This window comes from Kribbella alba, assembly GCF_039529635.1.
GTDB classification, from domain to species: domain Bacteria; phylum Actinomycetota; class Actinomycetes; order Propionibacteriales; family Kribbellaceae; genus Kribbella; species Kribbella alba.
The window spans coordinates 121,112-146,131 of sequence record NZ_BAAANE010000007.1 but is presented as its reverse complement, the minus strand read 5'-3'; the positions used below and the strand labels follow the sequence as shown (position 1 = coordinate 146,131).

20 protein-coding genes are annotated in these 25,020 nt (G+C 68.8%); 5 read left to right on the top strand and 15 right to left on the bottom strand.

Translation table 11 applies throughout. The annotated features are described in order from the left end of the window. The first annotated feature begins 133 nt into the window (after window positions 1-133). Window positions 134-1,975 carry a hypothetical protein gene (locus tag ABD210_RS18710; protein WP_344112951.1) on the top strand — a complete coding sequence of 614 codons (1,842 nt, stop codon included), beginning with the start codon at window positions 134-136 and terminating at the stop codon, window positions 1,973-1,975. Window positions 1,976-2,172: 197 nt separating this feature from the next. Here the strand turns inward: ABD210_RS18710 and ABD210_RS18705 are convergent, their stop codons facing one another. From ABD210_RS18705 to ABD210_RS18650, 12 genes are read right to left on the bottom strand one after another with little or no spacing between them, the layout of a single operon-like run. After that, window positions 2,173-3,447, bottom strand: a complete 1,275-nt coding sequence (locus ABD210_RS18705; RefSeq protein ID WP_425552685.1) for an RNA polymerase sigma factor — start codon at window positions 3,445-3,447, stop codon at window positions 2,173-2,175. Beyond that, on the bottom strand, window positions 3,447-5,033 hold the full coding sequence (locus ABD210_RS18700) for a phytoene desaturase family protein (RefSeq protein WP_344112948.1): 1,587 nt from the start codon (window positions 5,031-5,033) through the stop codon (window positions 3,447-3,449). The genes ABD210_RS18705 and ABD210_RS18700 overlap by 1 nt, the downstream gene beginning before the upstream one ends. 9 nt (window positions 5,034-5,042) lie before the next feature. Then, on the bottom strand, window positions 5,043-5,870 hold the full coding sequence (locus tag ABD210_RS18695; RefSeq protein ID WP_344112947.1) for an HpcH/HpaI aldolase/citrate lyase family protein: 828 nt from the start codon (window positions 5,868-5,870) through the stop codon (window positions 5,043-5,045). 41 nt (window positions 5,871-5,911) lie between these two features. Then, window positions 5,912-7,105 (bottom strand): CaiB/BaiF CoA transferase family protein, encoded by a 1,194-nt coding sequence (locus ABD210_RS18690; protein WP_344112945.1) that lies wholly within the window; start codon window positions 7,103-7,105, stop codon window positions 5,912-5,914. After that, window positions 7,102-9,090 carry an SUMF1/EgtB/PvdO family nonheme iron enzyme gene (locus ABD210_RS18685; protein WP_344112944.1) on the bottom strand — a complete coding sequence of 663 codons (1,989 nt, stop codon included), beginning with the start codon at window positions 9,088-9,090 and terminating at the stop codon, window positions 7,102-7,104. Before ABD210_RS18685 ends, ABD210_RS18690 begins: the two co-directional genes overlap by 4 nt. Then, window positions 9,087-9,959: a ribokinase gene (locus tag ABD210_RS18680; protein WP_344112941.1), complete on the bottom strand. Its 873-nt coding sequence runs from the start codon at window positions 9,957-9,959 to the stop codon at window positions 9,087-9,089. The genes ABD210_RS18685 and ABD210_RS18680 overlap by 4 nt, the downstream gene beginning before the upstream one ends. Further along, entirely contained in the window at window positions 9,952-11,268 is a 1,317-nt protein-coding gene (locus tag ABD210_RS18675; RefSeq protein WP_344112939.1) for an ADP-ribosylglycohydrolase family protein, read from the bottom strand. The genes ABD210_RS18680 and ABD210_RS18675 overlap by 8 nt, the downstream gene beginning before the upstream one ends. Then, a complete protein-coding gene (locus ABD210_RS18670; RefSeq protein WP_344112937.1) occupies window positions 11,265-12,413 on the bottom strand; it encodes an ADP-ribosylglycohydrolase family protein in 1,149 nt (382 codons plus the stop codon). The genes ABD210_RS18675 and ABD210_RS18670 overlap by 4 nt, the downstream gene beginning before the upstream one ends. After that, window positions 12,413-13,696: an ABC transporter substrate-binding protein gene (locus ABD210_RS18665; protein ID WP_344112935.1), complete on the bottom strand. Its 1,284-nt coding sequence runs from the start codon at window positions 13,694-13,696 to the stop codon at window positions 12,413-12,415. The genes ABD210_RS18670 and ABD210_RS18665 overlap by 1 nt, the downstream gene beginning before the upstream one ends. Window positions 13,697-13,721: 25 nt before the next feature. Next, a complete protein-coding gene (locus ABD210_RS18660) occupies window positions 13,722-14,555 on the bottom strand; it encodes a carbohydrate ABC transporter permease (RefSeq protein ID WP_344112933.1) in 834 nt (277 codons plus the stop codon). Beyond that, window positions 14,552-15,466, bottom strand: coding sequence for a carbohydrate ABC transporter permease (locus ABD210_RS18655; RefSeq protein ID WP_344112931.1), 915 nt, complete (start codon window positions 15,464-15,466; stop codon window positions 14,552-14,554). Before ABD210_RS18655 ends, ABD210_RS18660 begins: the two co-directional genes overlap by 4 nt. Further along, window positions 15,463-16,452, bottom strand: coding sequence for a LacI family DNA-binding transcriptional regulator (locus ABD210_RS18650; protein WP_344112930.1), 990 nt, complete (start codon window positions 16,450-16,452; stop codon window positions 15,463-15,465). The genes ABD210_RS18655 and ABD210_RS18650 overlap by 4 nt, the downstream gene beginning before the upstream one ends. A gap of 186 nt (window positions 16,453-16,638) precedes the next feature. On the opposite strand from ABD210_RS18650, the gene ABD210_RS18645 reads away from it, so the two are divergent. Next, window positions 16,639-17,778, top strand: a complete 1,140-nt coding sequence (locus ABD210_RS18645; protein WP_344112928.1) for an LLM class flavin-dependent oxidoreductase — start codon at window positions 16,639-16,641, stop codon at window positions 17,776-17,778. 8 nt (window positions 17,779-17,786) lie between these two features. Here the strand turns inward: ABD210_RS18645 and ABD210_RS18640 are convergent, their stop codons facing one another. From ABD210_RS18640 to ABD210_RS18630, 3 genes are all read right to left on the bottom strand, one after another. Then, a complete protein-coding gene (locus tag ABD210_RS18640) occupies window positions 17,787-18,737 on the bottom strand; it encodes a potassium channel family protein (protein WP_344114120.1) in 951 nt (316 codons plus the stop codon). Next, the gene (locus tag ABD210_RS18635; protein WP_344112927.1) at window positions 18,709-19,827 is read right to left on the bottom strand and encodes a GNAT family N-acetyltransferase; all 1,119 of its coding nucleotides are present in this window, start codon (window positions 19,825-19,827) and stop codon (window positions 18,709-18,711) included. The genes ABD210_RS18640 and ABD210_RS18635 overlap by 29 nt, the downstream gene beginning before the upstream one ends. Window positions 19,828-19,909: 82 nt before the next feature. Next, window positions 19,910-20,302: a hypothetical protein gene (locus ABD210_RS18630; RefSeq protein ID WP_344112925.1), complete on the bottom strand. Its 393-nt coding sequence runs from the start codon at window positions 20,300-20,302 to the stop codon at window positions 19,910-19,912. A 67-nt stretch (window positions 20,303-20,369) separates the two neighbouring features. Between ABD210_RS18630 and ABD210_RS18625 the strand changes: the two genes are divergently transcribed. From ABD210_RS18625 to ABD210_RS18615, 3 genes are all read left to right on the top strand, one after another. After that, a complete protein-coding gene (locus ABD210_RS18625) occupies window positions 20,370-20,975 on the top strand; it encodes a hypothetical protein (RefSeq protein WP_344112924.1) in 606 nt (201 codons plus the stop codon). Between the two features lie 431 nt (window positions 20,976-21,406). Beyond that, the gene (locus tag ABD210_RS18620; protein WP_344112923.1) at window positions 21,407-22,186 is read left to right on the top strand and encodes an ABC transporter ATP-binding protein; all 780 of its coding nucleotides are present in this window, start codon (window positions 21,407-21,409) and stop codon (window positions 22,184-22,186) included. Further along, window positions 22,183-24,963 carry an ABC transporter permease gene (locus tag ABD210_RS18615; RefSeq protein WP_344112922.1) on the top strand — a complete coding sequence of 927 codons (2,781 nt, stop codon included), beginning with the start codon at window positions 22,183-22,185 and terminating at the stop codon, window positions 24,961-24,963. The genes ABD210_RS18620 and ABD210_RS18615 overlap by 4 nt, the downstream gene beginning before the upstream one ends. Window positions 24,964-25,020 lie beyond the last annotated feature (57 nt).

Below are 25,020 nucleotides of genomic sequence, written 5' to 3'. Positions count from 1 at the left end.
CCTTGGGCGACTGACAAGCCGCCTACACGTCTAATGCTGTCCGGCGGATGTGATGTTTTCTCCTTGTGGATAAGGGAAAACGGGACGGTTGCGGGTTTGCTGACGGTCCCCGGGCGGGCGTAGGGTCGAACACATGTTCGCAGGGGATGTGACCGAGTTGGGTGCGGCCGAGACGCTCGCCGCGACCCGCGACTGGTACGCCCTGCAGGGCGAGTCCGAGATCAGGGTCCTCCAGCTGGCGCTGCGCTACGCCGACCTGCATCCGAGCCCGGCGAGGGTGCCCGACGACCAGCGGCTGCCGGGCGGCGAGCGTGGCGTTGTCTATGGGGGCGCGGGGTGTCCGGCGGTGGCGGAGTTCGCGGTCGCGGAGTTCGCCGCGGTGCTGGGGGTGACCTCCGAAACGGGCGGCAACTTCATCGGTCAGGCGCTCGCGTTGCGGCATCGGCTGCCGTTGACCTGGGCCCGGGTCGAGGCGGGTCAGGCGACGGGTTGGAAGGCGCGGCTGATCGCGACCGCGTGTCTGGGTCTGTCGGTCGAGGCGGCCGCGCTGGTCGATGCGCGGGTCGCGGGGGTGGTGGACTCGTTGAGCGCGCATCAGGTGAAGACGATCGTCAAGGCCGCGGTCTGGGACGCCGACCCGGCCGCGGCCCGGGCCGCGGCCGAGCAGAAGGCCCGCGAGCGGGGCGCCTGGCCGGGCCAGTCCGACCAGCACGGCACCACCACGCTGTTCGTGAAGGCCGCCAGTGGTGACGTGATCCGGTTCGACGCGACCCTGGGCCAGATCGCCGACGCGCTGGCCGCGTTGGGTGACCCCGACAGCCTGGACCAGCGCCGCGCCAAGGCGCTCGGGATCCTGGCCGACCCGGCCTTCGCCCACGAACTCCTCCAGGTCGCCCAATACCTCGCCACCCGCCACCACCCCACCACCGGTGACGACGGCACCGATGCGCCGGCTGCAACCGACGCCCCGACCGCCGCGGCCGACCCGGCCCGGGCAGGCGACCCGGCGCAGGCCGAGGCAGCACCGGGCGCAGCGACTTGTGAGGGCTCCGCGTCGGCCACCGACGCGGAACTCACCCCGGCAGACCAGGCCCCGGCCACCGAGGACTTCGGGCCGCGCAGCGGCGCCGCGCCGGCGGGTAACCCTCCGACGACAATTGACGCCGAGCGGGCCGGCGACGCGCAGTTTGTCGAGGTGACCCGGGACGGGCAACCGGCTAGTGACTTGTTCCTCGCCGACGAACCCGGCGCCGATACCGAGGCTGACCGGGACGCGCCGCACCCCGGCCACCCGGACCAGCCGCTGGACGCGGCCAGCCGCTACGGACCCCGCACCGGCCGCGGCAGGGCCGAGCAGATCGTGTGGGGCATGGACGCCGCCGCACGCCACGACCTGGCCGCGAAACTCGCCGCGATCAAACACGCCGCCGACACCAACACCAACGGCAGTGGTGGTGGTGGGTCCGGTGGGCGTAGACCCGGGCGGATCAAGCTGTATGTCCATATCACCGACGAGACGCTGCTCGCCGGTGCAGGAACCGCGCGCGTCGAAGCCTTCGGGCCCGTGTTCGCGGCCAAACTGGCCGAACTGCTCGGCCACGACCGCATCACCGTCCAGCCGGTGATCGACCTGAACGACCACGTCAGCGTCAACGCCTACGAGATCCCGCACCGGATCCGGGAACGCGTCAAGCTGACCTACCCGGTCGAGCAGTTCCCCTACGGGACCGGGGAGACCACCACCAGCACCGACCTCGACCACGTCGTCCCGTTCGACCCGACCGGGCCACCGGGACAAACCAGCACCAGCAACCTCCGGCCGCTGCGACGCTTCAGCCACCGGGTCAAGACCCACGCCGACTGGACAGTCCGCGCCCTCGACGACCACGCCCTGGAATGGACCACCAAACACGGCTTCAAGTTCCGCGTCGACCACACCGGCACCCACCCCATCACCAACGACGACCAGCCCTGAGTGGTGCCTCAGGCAACTATCGCGTGCACGCTGACGACGACCGCGACTGACCCGCTATCCACAGCCACGCCTGACAAAGGCGTCCAGCAGCGGATACGACCACAGCGCGGCGGGCTCCTCGCCTTCGTTGCCCCCGGACCATCGTTCCCCACCTCGCCGCGACCCTGAAGGTGAACAGCCCAGGTGGCCCCCGGCGGTCAGGTGGTAGCTGTGGAGATAGCCGCGGCTTTGGCGGTTAGGTAGCGCTGTTCGGGGAGGCTGGTGGTGCGGCGGGCTGCGGCGAGGTAGTGGGTGCGGGCTTCGGGGAGCTTGCCGAGGCGTTCGAGGAGGTGGGCTCGGACGGCGTCCAGGCGGTGGTTGTCGGTCATGCGGTTGTCGTCGTCAAGGGTGGCCAGGAGGTCGAGGCCGGCTTGTGGGCCCTCGACCTGGGCGAGGGCTATCGCGCGGTTGAGGGTGACCATCGGGTTCGGGGCGACCTTCTCGAGCAGCTGGTAGAGCGCGAGGATCTGCGGCCAGTCGGTGTCCTCGGGACTCTGCGCCTCCGCGTGGATCGCGGCGATGGCCGCCTGGAGCTGGTACGAGCCGACCTCTCCGCGCGCGAGGGTCCTGAGGATCAGGGCGGCGCCTTCGTCGATCGGTTCGCGGAGCCAGAGGCTGCGGTCCTGCTCGTCGATCGGGACCAGGCTGCCGTCGGGCCGGCTGCGAGCCGCGCGACGGGCGTCGGTGAGCAGCATCAACGCCAGCAGGCCGGCGACCTCGCCGTCGTTCGGGAGCAGTTGATAGAGCAGCCGGGTGAGGCGGATCGCCTCCGCGGTGAGTTCGACCCGCTGCAGCTCGGGTCCCGAGCTGGCCGTGTAGCCCTCGTTGAAGATCAGGTAGAGAACCTGCAGCACCACCCGCAGGCGATCGGCGCGCTCCTCCTCCGGCGGCAGGACAAAACGGCTGCCGGCCGCCTTGATGCTCTTCTTGGCCCGGCTGATCCGGGGCGCCATCGTCGCCTCCGGCACCATGAACGCCTTCGCGATCTCGGCCGTGGTCAGACCACCGACCGCTCGCAGCGTGAGCGCGACCTGTGACGCGGGAGTGACCGCTGGGTGGCAGCAGAGGAAGAGCAGGGTGAGGGTGTCGTCGGACTCCGGCGGCCGGTCGTGGTCGGCGCCGGGGGTGACGAGCTCGTCGGGCCCGGCCATCGAGGCGACGGCGTCCTCTCGGCGGCGGCGCGCGTTCTCGCTCCGGAACTGGTCGGTCAGCTTCCTGCCGGCGACGGTGATCAACCAGCCGCGCGGATTCGCCGGGATACCGTCGGTCGGCCACTGGGTTGCAGCCGCGAGCAGGGCCTCCTGGACGGCGTCCTCGCACAGGTCGAACTGCCCATGCCGCCGCGCCAGAAAGCCCAGCACCTGCGGCGCGAGCTCCCTGAGCAACTCCTCGACCGTCGCCACTGTCCACCCTTCAACGAGGCCAGCCCGCATCAGCGCTGGAGGTGGCGGAGTGCCGCCGTCAGCGGGACGCGGGTGAGGGGGCCGAGGACGGAGGCGTCGCGGATTGCGGTGCGAGCAGCCAGGTGCCCGCAAGCGCCGTGGACCCCGGGGCCCGGGTGGATCGCGGAGCTGCCCAAGTACAGGCCGGTGACGACCGTACGCGGACTTCCCAGGCCGATGGTCGGGCGGAAGATGAGCTGCTGGTGGAGCTGGGAGGTTCCGCCGCCGAGTGCCCCCATGCTGAGCGACGCGTTCGCTGCCACGAAGTCGCTCGGTCGCTGGAGATCCCGGTCCAGGATCAGGGACAGGAAGCCCGGCGCGTGGCGTTCGATGGCGCGGTCCATCCGGATGGCGAGCTTCTCGGCCGACGGGTCGTCGGCGATGCCGCGCGGGAGATGCGAGTACGCCCAGACGGCCTCGGTGCCCGCCGGCGAGCGGGACGGATCCGCCTTGCTGGTCTGGCCGATCAGCAAGAAAGGTGCCGTCGGCAACCGCCCGGTGTCGAGATCGGCCGAGGTGTGGACGAGCTCGTCCGCGGTGCCGCCAAGGTGGACGACCCCAGCCTCCCAGGCTTCACGCGCCTGCCACGGGATCGGCTCACTCAGGCGGTAGTTCACCTTGACGGTCGGGTAGTCCCACTCGAAGTGTTCGAGATCCCGGCGCAGCCCGGCCGGGACATTTGCCGGGGGCAACAACTCCTCGTACAGCGTCGACGCGGAGGTGTCGGCGATCACCGCGCGGCGGACCGAGACCCGTTCGCCGGAGGCCGTGCGGACGCCCGTCACCTTCGCGGAGGACACGTCGATCCCGACGACCGGCGTACCGGAGACGAGCATCGCACCGGCCTTCTCGGCGCGGCGGACCAGGGCCGTGGACAGGGAGCCGGAACCGCCGGCGGCAACCGGGAAGCCGACGTCCTGGGCGAGCATCGCGAGCAGCCAGCCCATCGTGCCGCTCACACTGCCCGTCAGGGGCGCGTCCGCGTGAAACGCGTTCCCGGCCAGGAGCGCGCGACCTCGCGTTCCCTGGAACAACTCCTGAGCCATCCGGTGCATCGGCATCGCCATGAACCTGGCGAACCGGGCCAACTCTCCCGCCGAGCCGAGCCTGCGCGTCAGCCGGAGCCCTGGACCGACCGGCGGCCAAGTCGTGAGCAACGACTGCAGGAACGGTTCGCGGATCTTCACATACTGTTCGTAGAGCCGCAGCCACGCATCACCATCGGCAGCGTGGTCCACCCCGATGGACGCCGCAGTCGCGGCCGGATCGGGGTAGATGGCCGCTGCCACCGATGGCTCCACCAGGTGTGCCAACGGCAGCGGTGCATGCGCCCAGCGCAGACCGAACTGCTCCAAGTCCAGCGCCCGCAGTACAGGAGACGCCACTCCGAGTGGATAGCTGGAGCTGAACCGGTCGCTGATCCAACCGTCGCTCTCCTCCGAGCGCACAGCACCGCCGAACTGGCCGGCGGCCTCCAGCACCAGCACGTCCCAGCCCAGGTCGGCCAGCGTGATCGCACTCACCAGCCCGTTCGGGCCCGAGCCGATCACCACGGCATCAACCACGCGCGGCAGCATGCAACCAACCTAACTCTGCCGGGACTCGATCTCCTGCATCAGGGTGGTGAGTTCGCGGGCGCGGCCGAGCATGGCGGAGTCGACCATCCGGCCGTCGGGCAGCACGATCACGCCGCCTTCAGCAACGCCGGCCTTCTCGACGGCGGCCAGCAACTCCGCGGCCTCGGCGACCTGGGACGCCGGCGGAGTGAAGCTTTCGACGATGGCCGCGAGCTGCCGGGGATGGATCGCCGCCCGTCCGACGAAGCCAAGCGCACGACCTTCGAGCGACGTCCGACGCAAGCCCTCCTCGTCGTTCACGTGCGGATAGACAGACAGCATCGGCGCCCCGAGCCCGGCCGCACGCGACGCCGACACCAGTCGCCCTCGCGCCCAAGCCAGTCCGACGGAACCTTCGGCACCGAGCGAACTCGCCAGGTCCGCCTCGCCGAGCGCGACCGCGACCACCCGCGGATCGGCCGTCGCGATCTCGAACGCCTTCTCCAGTCCCAACGGCGACTCGATCAGCGCGGTGATCTTTGCCGTCGGCACCTGGTCGAGCACCCACCGAACGTCGTCCGCGGTCTCCACCTTCGGCACCCGCACCCGAACCTCCGGTACTGCGGCCAGCGCGGCCAGGTCGTCGGCGATCCAAGGAGAACCTGGCGCGTTCACCCGCACCTCGAGCGATCCCCCGGCACGCGCGGCGATCCAGGCGATGGCCCAGCCCCGCGCGTCATCCTTGTCGCCGACCGGTACGGCGTCCTCCAGATCGAACACGACGAGATCCGGGCCTGCGGCAACAGCCTTGGCGAACCGGTCGGGCCTGTTCGCAGGGACGTAGAGCGCGGTGAGCATCTAGTGTCCCTTCGGCGAGGTGGCATGACGCTGGCGGAACACTAGACCACGCCGCGTTCTCGCAACGCTGCGAGTTGCTCAGGCGTGACACCGATCTCGGCCAGTACTGCGTCCGTGTCCGCCCCGTGCGGGCGACCCGCCCAACGGATCGAGCCGGGTGATTCGGAGAGCCTGAAGAGCACGTTCTGCATCTGGACCGGTCCCCCGAGTTCCTCGTCGTCCACCTCGACGATCGTGTTCAAAGCCGCGTATTGCGGGTCCGTCATGATGCCGCGGATGTCGTGCACCGGGCCGACCGCCGCCTCCGCCTTCTCGAAGGCGAGCATGACCTCGTCCAGAGAGCGCTCCCCGATCCAGGATCCGACGGCCTCGTCCAGCTCAGCGGCGTGTTCGGCCCGCTCGCGGCCCGTCCCGAACCAGGGCTGCGCGACGAGATCGGGCCGGCCGACCAGCGTGACCACCCGCTCGGCGATGCTCTGCGAACTCGTGGAGACCGCGACCCAGCGCCCGTCGACGGTCCGGTAGACGTTCCGCGGGGCGTTGTTCGACGAGCGGTTGCCCAGTCGCGGCTGGACATAGCCCGTCTGCTGGTACGCGGTGATCCCGCCGCCGAGCATCATCAGGATCGGCTCGATGATCGCCAGGTCGATCACCTGCCCCCGGCCCGACTGATCCCGCTCCCGCAAGGCCACCAGTACGGCGTACGCGGTGGCGAGGGCGGTGATCCCGTCGGCCAGACCGAACGGCGGCAGGGTCGGCGGGCCGTCGGGTTCGCCGGTCACCGCGGCGAATCCGCTCATCGCCTCGGCCAGGGAACCGAAGCCGGGGCGGTTCGACCAGGGACCGACCTGGCCGAAGGCGGTCACGCGGGCGATCACCAGGCGGGGGTTCACCGAGAGCAGGACGTCGGGGCCGAGGCCCCAGCGCTCGAGCGTGCCTGGCCTGAAGTTCTCCACCAGCACGTCATTCGCACGAACCAGGCCGAGGAACACCTCGCGTCCCTGCGACAGGTCGAGCGTGGCCAGCCGCTTGTTCCGGCCGAGGGTCTTGAACCACAGGCCGACGCCGTTCTTGCTGGTCCCGTGCCCGCGGGCAGCGTCCGGTCGCGCCGGGTGCTCGATCTTCGTCACGTCCGCGCCGAAGTCGCCCAGGAAGGTCGCCGCCAGCGGTCCCGCAAAGAGCGTCGCCGCTTCCAGGACCTTGACGCCTTCCAACGGCGCGGGTCTGTTGCTCATCCGGCGCACCGGAAGCCGATGGACTCCGAACGGTCGAGGCCGCCGCCGGTGAGGACCAGCTTGAAGCTGACTTCCGGGGCCTTCGGTCCGCCGTCGGCATACCAGTCAGAGCCCTCGGCGACGAACCACGAGCCGCCCTTGAGGATGCAGAACCTGCTGCGGCCGTCGCGGTGTTCGCTCTCGGTCAGGTTCCAGACCAGCGGCTCGGCGCGGGTGAACCCCTCCAGCCCGGCCGCCACCTGCCACTCGTCCTCGGTCGGCAACCGTCCGCCGCGCCAGGCCGCGTAGGCGCGCGCATCCGGCAGATCGACATACGTGACCGGCTGCTCCTCTGTCCCGGCCGCGGGAGCCCCGTCGACCCAGTGCGCGAGGAACCGGTTCGCCACCAGCGGCCGGTAACCGGTCGCGGACAGAAACTCGGCGTAGTCCGCGTTCGTCACTTCCCGGATCGCGACCGAGATCTCAGAGAGCGCGACCTCCCGTTTCCCGGTCTGAGTGTCGTGCAGGCGTGGCGGGAGAGGCTTCCACTCCTCCACGTACGGCGCCTGGTCGTACAGGCCTGTCTCGCGGCGCCGGTGCCGAACCGTCAGAGAGCGCTCCCCCGCCGGCACCTGCACGACCGGCCCGATCGCAGCGGCACCGTCGACCTCAGGAACGGGAACCCGCACCACGGGAGCAACCGGGAAGGCGGCGTCGCGAAGATGGGGCCGCGACATCGTGCCGAGCCGGCGAGCGGTCGCCCGGCAGGTCTGGCCGGCGGTCGCGCCGACACGGACCACACCGGCAACTCCGCGTCCCGGCACGACCAGCTGCACGCCGTCGTCGTCAGCGGTGATCGGCACGCCGGAGGTCACGTCGTACCAGTCGCCGACCTGATCCTCCGAGCGCAGCACCACGCCTTCGAAGTCCTCGTCGTCGCGGTTGATCAGCGTCCAGAAGGTGACGTCGGCCAACTCGAACCGGGATCCGAAGACGCCGTGCTCGCGGGCCTTGTCCGGCACTTCCGGGGTCAACGGGATCCAGTCGCCGTTGATGAGAATCTCGGAGAACGCTCTCTGGGCCGCGACCATCCGGCGCAGCGTGGCCCGGTCCCGCGCGTTCCAGCCGACCCAGGCGGAGAACACCGACTCCCAGACGAGCATGCCGACGCCGTTCACCCAGGCCGACTGCAGTTCGTCGCTGTGGTCGCGGTTCCACCGACGGGTGTGGTGCATCATGTGCCGGCGCTCGAACAGGTGCGCACGCAGTACGCCGGGGGCCCGGGTGTCGGCGAACCACTGCGCCCACGACAGCGCGTGGTCGCCGATCCTTGCCATCGGCAACCGTGACTCGCCCTCGAAGGCGATCGCCGGGTTCGCCCTCTGCAACGCCTTGGTGAACGCCGGATCGCCCTCCTTCAGGGTGTCGAGGAACACGCCGTCGACACCGAGCTCGGCCACCAGTGCGGCGAACTCGTCCGCGTCGGACCGGGCCGCCCGCCTGGTCCCGACATCCCACGGGTTGTAGTCGAAGAACACCTTCAGCCCGAGCCGGTGCAGGTCGTCAACCAGTTGCTTGAGGCCGGGGACCTCGCGGTAGAAGTCGAACTGGTTCCGCGAGTCGATCCCGATCACGGGATACGCGTGCCACAGCACCACCGCGTCGTACCCGCCGAAGTCCTCGACGCCATGCTGGACGAACTTCTCCGGCGTGAACTTCCCGGTCTCCACGTCGTAGAGCTGGTCGTCCCACAACCAGACCAGCGCCACCGAGTACGCCGTCTGGGTCCACTCGCGACCGGGCACCTCGTAGTGCGACCCGTCGTACGGGGTCCGGTCGTAGGCGCCGATCAACCACTCGGCCACCTTGCCGCGCCAGCGGGGCAGGTCGGCCGGATCCTCGGGGGCCCCGATGATCTTGGCGTCGTCGAGAAAGGCCAGATCGGCGCGCAGGCCGAGATCAACCTTTGCGGGGAGATCGATCGGCCTGGGCACGAGGGGGTTCACAGGTATACCTCCGCATAACGCGCGTCGATGACTTCCCCGTGAGGCACCGAAGGGATCGCCCCCGCGGCTTGAACGCTCAATGAAGCAGCAACGTTAGCGCGTCGGACCGCATTCGTCAGGTCGCGCCCTGTAGTTGACGTCGCAGCCAACGTCGCCGCGAGCACCCCGCAGAAGGTGTCGCCCGCAGCCGTCGTGTCGACCACCTCGACCGACACGCCCGGGATACGAATTTCCGCGCCATCCCGGGACAGAATCAACGCGCCCTCACCACCCAGTGTCACTACCGCAGCAGGCACCCGGTCGAGCAGCGAACCACCGATCGCCTCGGCCTCGGTCTCGTTCACGACCAGCAGGTTGACCTGGGCGAGCAGTTCGTCGGGGAGCTCGGCAGCCGGCGCCGCGTTCAGGATGAAGTAAGAACTCGCTTCGGCCGCAGCCTGCACCGTCTCGAACGGAATCTCCAACTGGGCAAGGACAACCTTCGCCTCCCGCAGCGCCTCGAGGGCCTCGCCGGACAGCTTCAACTCGGCATTGGCCGAAGGCGCGACAGTGATCGCGTTCTCCCCGTCGGCCGCGACCGTGATGATCGCCGTACCGGTCGGAGTGTCCGTCGTCGACACCAGCGAGAGGTCGACGCCAGCGTCGCCGAGGGCCGCCCGCAGCAACTCTCCGGACTCATCGGCACCCAGCGAGGCGACGAAGGCCGTCGCCGCTCCCGCCCGGGCCGCGGCAACCGCCTGGTTGGCACCCTTCCCACCCGGACCACGCGTCAGCCCCGTGGCCAGAACCGTTTCGCCGGGCCGTGGGATCCGCTGGACCGGCAACACCAGGTCCACGTTCGCGCTCCCCACGACTACGACCTCAACCACGCCCCGCCGCCCCCTCAAGACTCTGCACAGCCACCGTCCGAGCCGCGAGCTCGTCGATCGCGACCTGGTTCATCCCCGGCAGACTCGTGGCCAGCCGGTTGTCGAGTGGCCCCGTCCACTCTGCCGGAACCCCGAGTACGGCGCCAAGGACGGCGCCGACCGTCGCGCCGGCGGAGTCAGTATCCCAGCCGCCCATCACCGCGCGACCGATACCGGTGGCGAAATCGGGCGCCGTCAGCGCGTACGCCGTGAGGGCGCTGTTGTTGACCGAGTGCACCCAGTGCAGATGCCCGTACTGCGAATGCAACCGGTCGAGCGCCTCGTCCAGCTCAACATCGGCAAGCTCCAACCCGAAGCGGACAGCCCGGGCGATCTCACCATCAGCCGGCACCGCCTCAAGGCCGGCGCGGGCCACCTCTGTCGGGTCGTCGAGCACCAGCGCGGCAGCCGACATCGCGGCCACCCAGACGGCACCATCCACTCCGGCGCCGGTGTGGCTGAGCCGCGCGTCCGTCAGAGCGAGCCGCGCAGCCGCGGTCCGATCGCCCGGGTGGACCCAGCCGTAGACATCCGTCCGGATCTCCGCGCCGATCCACTCGCGGAACGGGTTCCTCGCCCGGGCAGCCTGCAGCGGATCCACCCCGTCGAGCAAATTGCGATAGACCACCCGCTCCGCAGTGAACACCCGGCCGGCCGGCAGGTCATTGAGCCACGCCAGTGCCACGTGCTCTGTGCTGAGCGCATCGCCATGCTTCTCGAACAGCTGCAGCGCCAGAATCGCGAAGTTGAGATCGTCGTCCTCCGGCATCCCGTCGATGACCTCACGCAAGCTGGTCGGCTCCGACCGCCGGTTCCACGGCCACCTCGCCAACACCTCCGCAGGCACGCCGACCGCGGTGATGTACCGCGTCAGCGGCCATTGCCCCGAGGTCTGGAGGATCTCCCGGATCCCTTCGCGCGGAATCTTCTCCACCGGCTTACCCAGCAGGTTGCCCGCCGCCCGTCCGAGCCAGGCATTCAGCACCCGTCGCTCTAGATCCGCCGACGCACCACCAAGCAGCGGCAGCGACGGAATCGCCGGCTCGACCCACTGCGGGGACCGCGCGTCGAGCTCGTCGAGGAGCTCGCGCGCCAGCGCCCGCAGTTCTCCGCCGGCCGGCTTGTCCGAGGCACCCGACACCGGGGCGTCCGTAGTACCGCCCGCGTCTCGCCAGCGGGCCTCGACGTCGGCGACGTCGACGCCTTCGGTGCGGGATTGGACCAGTTGGTGCGGCAGCAGATCTTCGGGCTGCACCCAGGTCAGTCTCATCGAGCCAGTCTCTCCAACGTGCTACTTCGACGCATCCAGCGGCGCGCGTCGGCCTCGTGCAAATCGGTCGCCACCGAAGCCATCACCCGCCCGGGCTGCTCCAGATCGGTCTTGCTCGCCTCGGCGATGGTCGCCGCCCAGTCCGCCGGTACGCCGGTGTGCCCGCTCAGCGCGCCGGTGATCGCCCCGGCCATCGACGCGATCGAGTCGGCGTCGCGGCCGTAGTTCGTACCACCGAGCACAGCCTGCCGCACATCGCCACCCGACACGAGCACGAACCCCAGCGCGACCGGCAGCTCCTCGATCGCCTTGGTGCGACTCGGCCGACGCGCGTCCAGCGACTGGTCGCGGTAGTCCGGCCCGACCGTGTCGAACGGCTCGATCGCCTTACGCAGTACGGGAATCGCCTCCTGCCAGTCATCCAGACCCCCAGCTGCTTCCGCGACGGCTTCGACGGCAGCACGCGTTCCGTCCTTTGCCAACGCAAGCGCCTCGGCCACCGCTGACGCAGCTGTTGCCTCAGGCACCATTGCGGCGGCGACCGCGGCCGCGAACACCCCGGCCGCCTCCCGCCCATAGCTCGACTGATGCGCGCCGGCCAGGTCGATCGCCTCGGCGTAGGCGCCGGTGGGATCACCAGCGTTGGCGATCCCGACCGGCGCGACGTACATCGCGGCACCACAGTTCACGATGTTGCCGACCCCTGCCTCGCGCGGATCGTTGTGCCCGTAGTGGAGGCGGGTCACCAGCCACTTCTCGGCCAGGAAGACCCGCTGCAGCAACAGCGCATCCGCTTCCAGTTCAGGGATCCAGCGCTTCTCGGTCAGCAACTTCGGCACCAGCGACTCGGCGATCGCGTAGGCATCCAGATGCTCGCGGCGTTCGTCGTACACCTCGACCAGCGCATGGGTCATCAACGTGTCGTCGGTGATGTGCCCGTCGCCCTTGTGGTACGGCGCGATCGGCCGGGCGTTGCGCCAGTCGTCGTACCAGGGCCCGACGATGCCGGTCACCCAGCCCCCGTGCCGCTCCCGGATCGCCTCGGGCGTCCAGCCCTCGACCGCACCGCCGATCGCGTCACCGACCGCGGAGCCGACGAGGGCACCGACCGATTTGTCTTCGAGGGCGCTGGTTTGTGCTGGCATCAGCTGTTGACCTGGCCCCAACCGTCGGAGAGCTTCTTGCCCAGCGTGGCCAGGTCGATCTTGTTGGCGAGGAACTCCTGCAGCGCCGGGGTGGCGATCTGGTCCTTCCACTTCGGGTAGTTCTCCACGCTCTGGAACGGCGCCTTGGTGAGCTCTGCACCGCTGGCCAGCGTCTGGGTCCAGCCGTTCTTGCCGCCGGTCGTCTTGGCGATCGCGTCGCGCGCCGCCTGCGTGGTCGGGATCAGCCAGTCGCCCTGACCGACCGCGGCCAGGTTGTCGGCCTTCATGAAGTAGTCGATGAACTGCGCGGCCTGCTTGATGTGCTTGCCCTCAGCCGGCACCGACAGCGTCTGCGGGTTCGCGGCCTGCTTGGTCGACGTCCCCTTCAGCGGCGGCAGCACCTCCCACTGGAAGCCCTTCGGCGCCTCCTCGGTGATCTGCTGCGCGGCATAGTTGCCGCCGACAATCATCGCGTACTTGCCGGCGTAGAAGCCGGGCAGCACGTCGGAGCCGCTCTGGGTCAGCGAGGTCGGGTCGATCGACTTGTCGGTGTAGGCCATCGCGTTGATCCGCTTGGGCACCTCGAGTTCGGCGTCGCCGACCTTCGCCTTGGCGTCCCGGCCGGTGCCGTCGAAGAACGCCCCGTCGAAGTTCATCCCCAGGTTCAGTACGGTCGCGGTCGGGCTCTTCAGCCCCCAGCCGAGCCCGTACTTGCCGCCGGCCGTCAGCTTCTTGGCGTCCGCCTGCAAGTCGTTCCAGCTGAGCGAATCACCCCTGGTCGAGATCCCCGCCTGCTTCAGGAGCGCGGAGTTCCCGAACACGACGTACGACTGCAGCAGGGTCGGTGCGGCGAACACCTTGCCGCCACTGGAGACCGTGTCCCAGACACCCTGCGGTACGGCGTCCTTCGTCTCCTGGCTCAGGTACTGCGACAGGTCGGCGAGGTAGCCCTGGTTCGCGAAGCCGGTGATGTCGGCGGACTCGTCGTGGATGATGTCAGCCGCCGTGCCGCCCTGGAACTGGGTGACGAGCTGGTCGTGCACCGAGTCCCAGCTGCCCTGTACGTACTCGACCTGGATGTTCGGGTTGGCCGCGTTCCAGTCCGCGACGATCTTCTTGGTCGCGGCGACGGTGGTCTTCTGGAAAGCGAGGCTCTGGAACTTCAGCGTCACCTTCTCCCCCGGCGCGGGGTCGCCCGAGCTGTTGTTGTCGCTACCGCCACAGGCCGCAAGCGTCACCAGGGCGCTTGCCGCCATCAAGGCGATGAGTGGTTTTCTGAACATTCTTTCTCTCCTCAGGGGATGACACTTAGCCCTTGACCGCGCCGCTGAGCAGACCGGAGGTCAGTCGGCGTTGCAGGAAGGCGAAGAACACCAGGCTCGGCACGGTGGCCAGGACGGACGCGGCCGCAAGTGGTCCGAACTGGACCTGGCCCTCGGCCCCGACGAAGCGGGCGAGCACCAGCGGCAGCGTCTTCAGCTGCGGGTCCTGCAGCAGTACCAGGGCGAAGAAGAACTCGTTCCACGCCGAGATGAAGGTGAACATGGCGGTCGCGATCAGCCCCGGCCGCAGCAGCGGCATCACGATCGCCACGATGGTGCGAACCCGGCTCGCGCCGTCGACCGACGCCGCCTCCTCGAGCTCACGCGGTACTGCGGCGACATAGCCCTGCAACATCCACAGGGCGAACGGCATCGACCAGACCGTGTAGACGATCACCACACCGGGGATCGTGTTCGTCAGGTGCAACGGCCGCAGGATCATGAACAGCGGGATCACGATCAGGATCACCGGGAACACCTGGCTGACCAGGATCCACCCGTTGGTGATCGGCCGCAGCCGGCTGCGGAATCTCGCCAGCGCATACGCCACCGGCAGCGAGACGATCAGCACCAGGACCGTGGACGCCACCGAGACCTGCAGCGAGTTCAGCATCGACCGGACCAGACCCTGCTCCGTCAACGCGTCCGTGAAGTTCGAGAAGTCGACATGCTTGGGCAGGATCGACGGGGTGATGCTGGCGAACTCCTGCGGTGACTTCAACGAACTGGAGATCAACCAGAGAAGCGGGAACCCCAGGAACACCAGGTAGCAGCTGACAGCGACGTACTGCAGGGCCCGCGCGGCCGGCCGGGTCCTCATGCCTCGCTCCTCAGCCGGTTCCGCAGGTAGAAGGCGAGGAACACGATGATGATCACGACCATCACGTCGCCCATCGCCGCGGCCATGCCGAAGTTCCCGTACCGGAACGCCTCGTTGTAGGCGAACAGCATCGGCAGCATCGTCTTGCCGCCCGGACCACCCGCGGTGAGCACGTAGACCAGGCCGAACGAGTTGAAGTTCCAGATCAGGTCGAGGCTGGTGATCGCGACGATGACGGTGCGCAGCTGCGGCAGCGTGATCGACCAGAACTGGTGCCACGCCCCGGCACCGTCGACTGCGGCTGCCTCGTAGAGCGAGCGGTCGATGCCCTGGAGTCCGGCGAGCAGCGTGACGGTGGTCATCGGCATCCCGACCCAGATACCGACCACGATCACGGCCGGCAGCGCAGTACTGAAATCGCCGAGGAAGTTGATCGGGTGGTCGGTCAGGTGCAGGTTCTGCAGGATCTCGTTGACCGGTCCGTTGGTCGGGTGCAGCAGCAGGCGCCACATGATCGCGACCACCACCGGCGGCATCGCCCAGGGAATCAGCGCGAGGGTTCGGGCCACGCCGCGGAACCGGAGGTTCGTGTTCAGCAGCAACGCCAGGCCGAGGGCGGCGACGAACTGCAGGATCGTGACGGACAGCGTCCAGATCAGGCCGATCCTGAACGAGTCCCAGAACAAGCCGTTGTGCAGCAACTTGCTGAAGTTGCCGAAGCCGATGAAATGCGTCTCGACGTTCAGCCCGGCCCGCGCGTCGCTGAAGCCGAGGGCGATGCCGCGGACCAGTGGGTACACGCTGAGCAGGAGCACCGGCAGCAACGCGGGCAGGAACAGGAAGATGGCCTCCGTGTTCTGCCTCGGACTGTTCGTGCGATTCGGCGCGGCGGTGACGGTCGCGGCGCTCACGGGGTCGATCTCCGCACACTCAGAGTCGGCTGTACGACGATCCGCCGCGGCGTCCGGGTGTCGTCCTCGATCCTCGCCAGCAGCAACTCCGCGGCCCGCCGGCCCCGTTCCGCCGAACCCAGGTTCACGCTGGTCAGGGGCGGGAAGGACTGCTCGGCGAGTTCGCTGTCGTCCATCCCGATCACGGCGACCTCCGCGGGCACCTGGAGTCCGTAGGCCGCGAGCTCATGCATCACCCCGACGGCGAGCAGGTCGTTGGCGCAGATCACGGCGCTCGGGCGGCTCTTCTTGAAGAGCTGTTTGCCGGCGGCGCGACCGGCGGCGAAGGTGAAGTCGGCTGCCTCGATGGCACCGGCCGCCTTGAGGTTGTAGTGCTTGGTGGCGTCCGCGAAACCCTTCGCACGGGCGGCACCCGGGACGGTGTCGACCGGGCCGTTCACGAAGGCGATCCGGTCCCGGCCCTTGGCCAGCAGGTGTTCGACCGCCAGCGCCACTCCCTTGGGCGAGTTGGCGCGAACTGTGTCGACGCCCGCCTTGGCCGGGACGTTACCGGCAACGACCACGGGCACGTCGCACTCGCGGATGGACTTGATCAGGTCGTCGTCGACGCGCAGCGGGCTGATCACCAGTCCGTCGGCGTACCCCCTTGCCATGCCGCGGACCAGGGCGACCTCGTCAACCACCTCGGGGCCGGTGGTGGTGACGACCAGGCGATAGCCGGCCGCCGAGACCACTTCCTCAACCGCACGCATCATCGTGACGTAGACGGGGTTACCGACGTCGGCGACGGCCAGGGTCAGCTGGAAGGTGCGGCCGACCTTGAGCGACCGGGCCCGCGAGTCCGGCACGTAGCCGAGATCCTCGACCGCCCGCTGCACGCGCTCGACCATCTCCGCGGTGGCCGGCAGACCGTTCAGCACCCGCGAGACCGACGCCACCGACACCCCGGCAGCGCTGGCCACCCCGGCAATAGTCGGACGACTCACAGCCAGCTCCTGCAATCGTTCTTGTAATCGTTTACAGCGCAGACTCTAAGCACCCTGCCAAGCCCCGTCAACACCGGACCACGTGACCGGATTCCGGGACGGCGGAGGATGACGTTGGATAGTCAACTATTGTCATTGACTTAATGACCAAAGTTGGTTCCTCGCCTGCCACTCGGGAGCTTTCAGATGACGTTGACCTTTCACTGGTTCCTGCCGACCTCCGGGGACTCGCGGAACATCACCGGCGGTGGGCACGGCGCGGAGGTGGTGCATCGCGACCGGAAGGTGACCACCCGCTACCTTCGCCAGATCGCCTCGGCGGCGGAGGACCTCGGGTTCGAGGGGGCGCTGACGCCGACCGGGTTGTGGTGCGACGACGCCTGGCTCTCGACGGCCTCGCTACTCGACTCGACGGACCGGTTGAAGTTCCTGGTCGCGTTCCGGCCCGGCTTGATCGTGCCGACCCTGGCCGCCCAGATGGCCACCACCTTCCAGAACCAGTCCGGCGGCCGGTTGCTCCTCAACGTCGTCACCGGTGGTGAACCCACCGAGCAGAAGGCGTTCGGCGACTTCCTCAGCAAGGACGAGCGGTATCAGCGCACCGATGAGTTCCTCGCGATCGTCCGCAAGCTCTGGGAGCACGGCGACCCCTTCGACTTCGAGGGCGAACACCTGAAGGTGGAGCAGGCCCGGTTGGTCGCCGTACCGGACCCCGTCCCGCAGATCTACTTCGGCGGGTCGTCGGCAGCGGCTGGACCAGTGGCGGCGGCTCGCAGCGACGTCTATCTCACCTGGGGCGAACCACCCGCGGCGGTGGCCGAGAAGATCGCCTGGATCCGCAAGCTGGCCGCCGATGCGGGTCGCACCATCCGCTTCGGCATCCGCTTGCACGTGATCACCAGGGACACCTCCGAGGACGCCTGGCGCGAGGCTCGGCGCCTGCTCGCAGCCCTCCCGCCCGAGACGATCGCGAAGGTTCAGGAAGGCCTGCACCGCAGCGAGTCCGAGGGTCAGAAGCGCATGCTCGCGCTGCACCAGGGCCGCGCCGAGGACCTGGAGATCTACCCGAACCTCTGGGCCGGCGTCGGCCTGGCTCGCGGTGGCGCCGGAACCGCCCTGGTCGGCAGCCACGAAGAAGTTGCCGACCGCATCAAGGAGTACGCCGACCTCGGCATCGAGGAATTCATTCTGTCCGGCTACCCCCACCTTGAGGAGGCCTACTGGTTCGGCGAGTCGGTCCTCCCCCGCCTGGAACGCGCCGACCTCTGGCACCACCCGGCCGGAGCGTCCGTACCGGCCGACAGCGCAGTACCGTTCGCCGTCTGAACCCCGGCTTAGTCGTCCTGGTCGTCGGCGCCGGGGCGTTCGGCCCAGGGGGTTTCTTTGGCGGGGCGGACCACGATCAGCTTGTCGCCGGCCGCCAGCACCGAGACGGAGGAGTCGTAGTACCGGTGGACCTTCCCGTCGCGCACGACCGAGACGACCCGGTCCGGCACTGACGAGGGCGCCTTACCGACCTCCCGGCCGAGCACCGGGCGCTCCGCGACCTCCAGACCCTCGCCGTACGTCAGCAGGTCCTCCATCACCTCGCCAAGGTTCGGGCTGACGGCGGAGAGGCCGAGCAGCCGGCCGACCGCCTCGGACGAGGTGACCACCGCGTCGGCGCCGCTCTGGCGGAGCAGTGGGACGTTGTCCTCCTCGCGGACCGCCACCACGATGTGCGCGTTCGGATTGAGCTGCCGAACGGCCAGCGTGACGAGCACGGCGGAGTCGTCGCGATCCGTCGTCACGATCACCTCGCGGGCCGTCATCACCTCCGCGCGACGCAGTACGGTCCGATTCGTCGCGTCGCCGTGGAAGGCCGCGATCTGATCGTTGCCCGCGTCCCCTACCGCCTGCGCGCGCGGGTCGATGATCACGACGCTCTCTCGCTTGACGCCGTTGCTGAGCAGCGTCTGCACGGCCGAGCGGCCCTTGGTGCCGTAGCCGACGACGACGACATGATCCTTCATGCGCTTCCTCCATCGCGTGTCGCGCATGATGCGGCGACCTTCGTTCGCCAGGACTTCCAGTGTGGTGCCAACCAGCACTACCAGGAAGGCGATCCGCAGCGGGGTCACCAGGAAGGCATTCACCAGGCGCGCTGTCGGGGTGACCGGCGTGATGTCGCCGTACCCCGTGGTCGTCAGCGTGACGGTGGCGTAGTAGATGCTGTCGATCAGGTCGACGCGGCCGTCGTAGGTGTCCTTGTAGCCGCTACGGTCGACCGCCACGATCAGCACCATCAGGCCCAGCAGGCCCAGTGCGATCAGGAACCGACGGAACAACTCCAGCACCGGTGAGCGTGTGCTCGTGGGCAGGTTGACCAGTAGACCGTGCGGATTGCGACCGGTGGTGGGCAGGGATGGCACGCGTCTGACGATAGGGCACCGACGGCCGATCCACAGAATGCGACAGGCTCTGGTCGGACAGGGCGACGGTCATCATCAGGTGGCCGCTGTCCTGCACCACCCTGGTCCGCATCCGGAGTCCCTCGACCGTGCGGAGCATGGCGACGTTCTCAGGCTGCACCATGCACACTGCACGGTCCGCGCCGAGCAGCCTGGCCTCGACGATCACCCGGCGGAGTAGCTGCGAGCCGAGGCCCTGCCCCTGCCAGCCGTCCTCCACCAGTACGGCGACCTCCATCGCCGTGCTGCCCAGCTCCTCCCAGGGAGCCGCCGTGGCCATCCCGATGACCGCGTCACCCACGGACGCCACGATGGAGACGCCACCCGCGGGTGCGGACAGGTGCCTCGCAGTACGGGTCGTCAGCTTGGGCATGGGCACGTGGTAGCGGCGGGTGCGGCTCTCGTACGAGCACCGCTCATGCATGGCCACTACGGCCTCGGCATCCTCGACATTGGCCTTCCGTAGCTCCGGTACGCCGCTGCCCGGCCGCGGGCCCTCCTGGAAGTAGCCCTGCTGCTGCTCGGCCAGCTTGCCTGCGATCTCCACCAGTACGTCGGCCCGGGCCCACTCGGCGGGCGTGTACTCGTCGAAGCCCTGCAGGATCTCCAGCTCGTCGTCCACGGAGACGGGGTCGTCGATCAGCCGCAGCACGGCCCGCAGGTACCGGGTCGGCGCGTCGCTGAGCACATCAGCCTGGCACGGGCGCACCGTAGTACGGACGCAGCCGGCTTCCGCGGCCAGTGCGACCAGGTCTTCGGCGGTCCAGTTCACCCCGGTGGACACCACCAGCTCGTCGACAGCGCCGGACTCGGCGGTGAAGACCTCGAGGCTCAGAATGTTGATCTCGTCGGCACCACACCGTGCAGCGAGTTCGGCCAGCGCACCGGGCCGGTCGGCGAGTTCAGTCCTGATCTTCCAGAGCATGCTGACGCCCTCCCTCGTGGAAACGTCCTTCCAGAGTGCGCGGGAGGTGTTGCCAAGCCGGGTCCTGGATGTTACGGCCGCGTCAACCCTTGCGTCCGAGCCTCGGCAGCCGCTCGGCTAGCTTCGATTTCCGGGCGGCCAGCACGACCGCGCTCTCCCGGCGATCGAGGTCCGCGTGCCGCAGCAATTCCGGGTACGTCGACTGCGGAACCGGCGGGTAGGTGGTCACGATCGCGTCGCCGCTGAACACGAAGAAGACGGCCTGACCGTCCTTGATCACCTTGAGCAGCGACCCGTCCCGCACGGTCAGCGCGTGCTCGATCGCCTTCTTCCGGGCAGACCGCTTGGCCAGCGCCGCCTGGACAGCCTGCTGTGCCGGCTCCCGCCCATGCTTCACCGCCTCGAACGCCATAGGCCCGTACCGCACGCCATACTTCACGATGTTCTTCGCCAGCCGACTACGCCCACCTGCCATACCCCCGACTGTAGCGACGGGGCCGGGTCGGGCTGCGGGGGGTTTGGGCGTCAGGCACGATGGGCGGGTGACCGTTCCCACTCCGCGCCGGCCGATCCTGCCGGGTAACAAGCTGTTCGAGTCGCTGCCCGGTGCCCATGACCCGGCGGCCGTGGCCGAGGTCGCGCACCGTACGGCGGAGTTGCTCGTGCGCGGCGCGCGGTCCACCGAGGACGCCGACGTGATCGCGCGGGTGGTCAAGCTCGCCGACGACTACGGTCTCGACGAGCTCGCGGATCTGTGGTCCGACGCTCCTTCCGACTCGCTGCCGGGCACGTTGTGGCGGCTCTACCTGCTCCGTTCGTGGGTGCACTCGCACGCCGAGGAGGTGTCCCGCGAATACTCCACCGGCCGCGAGTACGCCGAGGTCCACGCGGTGGTCGCGGGCGTCGCCGATCCACCGGGGCCGACCGAGGTGAAGGACATGGTCGACGCCGTACTGCGGGGCGTGGCGACGGGCGACTTCGCCACCACGCTGGATCGTGCCGCGGCGTTCGCGCGGATCGTCGCGACCGGCCGGGCGCATCTCGCGGACGACGCCCACGACCAGGTCCGTTCGGCCTCCAAGCTGGTGGAGATGGCCGACCAGTTGCAGACCGCCGCGCGGACCGAACGCGCCGGCCAACTCTGGTAGTCGGCTGCCAGGTCCGCGAGCTGTCTTGCGTCCGGCGAGTCCGGGTGATATGGCGCGGAAACCCAACAGGACAAGGCGTTTGCGCACCGGCTATACTGATCGAGGTGTCGGGCCGCGGTAGCCCCGGGTCCCAAATTAAGCCGCTACGAGCGGCCACGCGCCGTGAGGCGCTTCCCGGTCCGACGCCACAAATCTTCCTCTCCCGCCGACCGGCCGCGGTGAACCTTCCCGCCGGCTGACCCAGCGGTTTTGTGAATTACCTCATGCCCCGTCCGCCCCAGCAGTAACAGGACCGGTGGCCGTTGCGGCCTGCGCGCCAGGGTCGAACCGGGGAAAACCCCCTATCGGTATCGGCCGGACGCGAGCACACTCGGAGGCGTTGACCGGGCCGCCTGGGGAGGCCGCTGATCCGCCGGAGGGGGCGATCGGGCATGGAGGGGTATTCGAACGACCACGCTTCTGTCGTGGGAGCGACCGCAGTACAGGAATCTGTCGTGGAAGCGATCGACGTCGTCCGCGTCTACGGCGAAGGGGACACGGCCGTCAATGCGCTGCGCGGTGTCAGCGTGGAGATCGCGCCTGGCCGGCTGACCGCGGTGATGGGACCGTCGGGGTCGGGCAAATCGACGCTGATGCACATCCTCGCGGGCCTGGACAAGCCGACGTCGGGCTCGGTGCGGATCGCCGGCACCGAGATCACCACGCTCGGCGACAACGACCTGACCAGGTTGCGGCGCAAGCACATCGGCTTCATCTTCCAGTTCTTCAACCTGCTACCGATGCTGACGGCTCGCGACAATGTGCTGCTGCCGATGACGATCGCCGGGGAGAAGCCCGACGACGCCTACTTCGACGAGCTGATCGCCCGCGTCGGCCTTGACGACCGGTTGTCGCACCGGCCGGCCGAGTTGTCCGGTGGCCAACAGCAACGAGTCGCGATCGCCCGGGCGCTGGTGTCGCGGCCGACGGTGATCTTCGCCGACGAGCCGACCGGCAACCTGGACTCCAGGACCAGCGGCGAGATCCTCGACCTGATGCGCGGTTCCGTCGACGAGTACGGCCAGACCACCGTCATGGTCACCCACGACGCCCGCGCCGCCGCGATGGCCGACCGGGTGCTGTTCCTCGCCGACGGCGAGATCGTCAAGGAGACCGGCCGGACCAACCAGCGCGAGATCCTGCAGATCATCGACACGCTGGACCTGCAATGATCCGGTTCGCACTCCGTGGCCTGCTCGGCCGCAAACTCCGTACTGCGCTGACGGCGATCGGCGTCGTCCTCGGAGTTGCGCTGGTCTCGGGCACGTATGTGCTCACCGATTCCATCACGTCGGCCTTCGACTCGATCTTCAGCGAGAACTACAAGAACACCGACGCGGCGATCACCGGCAAGCCCGCGTTCGACCTGTCGGACGACGGCACCGGTCGGGCGCCTGCGTTCAACGAGTCCCTGCTCGCTTCCGTCAGGACGCTCCCCGAGGTGGGTGCCGCCGACGGCGCCGTCTCCGGCGAGGCGCAACTGATCGGCAAGGACGGCAAGGCGATCGTCTTCGGTGGCGCGCCGAACCTCGGCTTCAGCGTCAATCCCAAGTTTCCGCAGTTCAACTCCCTCGCGCTGGTGGACGGCGCTTGGCCGGCCGCCGACGAGGTGGTGATCGACACCAAGTCCGCCAAGGAGAAGGGGTTCGCGGTCGGCGACACCATCGGTGTCCAGGCGCGCGACGCGGCGCAGCGGATGCGCATCTCCGGCCTGGTCGACTTCGGCGCGGTCTCGTCGATCGGCGGGGCGACCCTGGCCGGCTTCGAACTGCCGACCGCCCAACGGTTGTTCGACAAGCCAGGCAAGTTGGACCAGATCCTGATCGCCGCGAAGAGCGGCAGTTCCCCCGAGCAGGCCATCGCCGCGGTGCAGAAGATCCTGCCGCCCGGAACGCAGGTGCGCTCTGCGGACGACCAGGCGAGCAAGGACGCTGAGGGCACCACCGGCTTCCTCAACTTCTTCCGGACGTTCCTGCTGGTGTTCGGCGGGATCGCCTTGTTCGTCGGCTCATTCGTGATCGCGAACTCGCTGTCCATCACGATCGCGCAGCGGACCCGCGAGTTCGCCACCCTGCGAACACTCGGGGCATCCCGCCGCCAGGTGCTCGGTTCCGTCGTACTCGAGGCACTGGTGACCGGTGTGGTGTCCGCGATCGTCGGCCTGTTCCTCGGGCTCGGTATCGCCACCGGGTTGTTCAAGCTCTTCGACACCTTCGGGCTCACCCTGCCCAACAACGGACTCGTGTTCCGCACCCGCACCGTGGTTGTCGCCCTGCTGGTCGGCGTACTGGTGACCCTGCTGGCCAGCCTGCGCCCGGCCTGGCGAGCCACGCGGGTGCCACCGATCGCGGCGGTTCGCGAAGGCGCCACCCTCGCGCCGGGGCGGTTCCACCGGTTCCGGCCGCTGGGGGCGGCGTTGCTCGCCATTGCCGGGGTCGCGTTGGTGGTCGTGGGGTTGTTCGTCAACGGGCTCAGCACATCGACGGTGCTCGCGTCTCTCGCCGTCGGTGTCCTGCTGATCTTCGTCGGCATCGCCCTGTTCGCGGCTCGGCTCGTTCGTCCCTTGGCGGCTGCCTCTGATCCGGTCGCGCGCTGGTCCGTGTTCGTTCTCACCGTGCTCGTGTGGCCGTTCTTCTCGCTGCCGTATTGGTTGCTTCGTCGCGGTTTCTGGGGACCGGGATCGGCGGGTAGTCGCGCCGCTGGGTTCGTGCTGGGCGCGGTGCTCAACCCGGTGCTGCTCGTGATCGTCGTCCTGATGGCTCTTCGTCATCGCGTCAGCTCGTGGCAGCCTGAGTGGCCGGCCGACTTCCCGAGTGTCTTCGCGGAGGGGTCTGCCGTTCAGATCGGCGGCCAGAACAGCAAGCGTGATCCCAGCCGGACCGCCTCGACCGCGGCGGCGCTGATGATCGGGCTCGCGCTGGTCACACTGGTCGCCACCCTCGGCGCAGGCATCATCAGGCCGTTCGAGGACGCGGTCGACCGGATCTTCAGCGGGGACTACGCGATCACGGCGCAGAACAACTTCAGCCCGTTGCCGCCGACCGTGGCCGCGGCGGTCGCGACCGTTCCCGGGGTGTCGTCGATCTCCAGTGTTCGCGGCGGACAAGGCCGGGCCTTCGACGAGACGATCCCGATCACGGCGGTCGACGCTCAGGCGCCCGCGGTCCTCGCGTTCGACTGGAAGAGCGGTTCCCAGGCCGCCCTCGGCGAACTGGGTGCTGATGGCGCGATCGTCGATGCCGACTACGCGGACAAGCACGGCCTGCAACTGGGCTCGAGCGTTCCGCTCCAGACGGTCGTCGGCAAGACCCTCGACCTCAAGGTGCGCGGGATCTTCAAGCCCCCGGCCGGTGGTTCCCCGTTCGGCAACATCACCATTTCGACAAGCGCCTTCGACGCCACCAACCCGCAACCGCAGAACATCTACTCCTTCCTCAGTGTCCAGGGCGGAGTGACGCCGGCGAACACAGCAGCGCTCAGCGCCGCGTTGACCGACTTCCCCAACGCGAAGCCGCAAACCCGTGAGGAGTTCAAGAAGGCCCAGTCCGACGGCATCAAGGGACTGCTGAACGTCCTCTACGTGCTGCTGGCGCTGTCCGTCATCGTGAGCCTGTTCGGCATCGTGAACACGCTGGTGCTGACGGTCTTCGAGCGCACCCGAGAGCTCGGCATGCTGCGCGCGATCGGTCTGACCCGGCGGCAGGTGAAACGGATGATCCGGCACGAGAGCGTGATCACCGCGCTGATCGGAGCCGTGATCGGCATCGTGCTCGGGCTCGGGCTGGCCCTGTTGCTGGCAGCGCGTCTGGACGAGGTCAGCTTCGCCGTACCGACCACCCAACTGATCCTGTTCGCCGTGGTCGCGGTGGTCGTCGGCATCTTCGCCGCCATCTGGCCCGCCCGCCGCGCGGCTCGCCTCAACCCCCTCGAGGCGCTGCAGTACGAGTAGTCGGCACCCTGAGTGAGCGCCCGGCGACACCGGGCGCTCACCAGTCGGCCTCTTTTC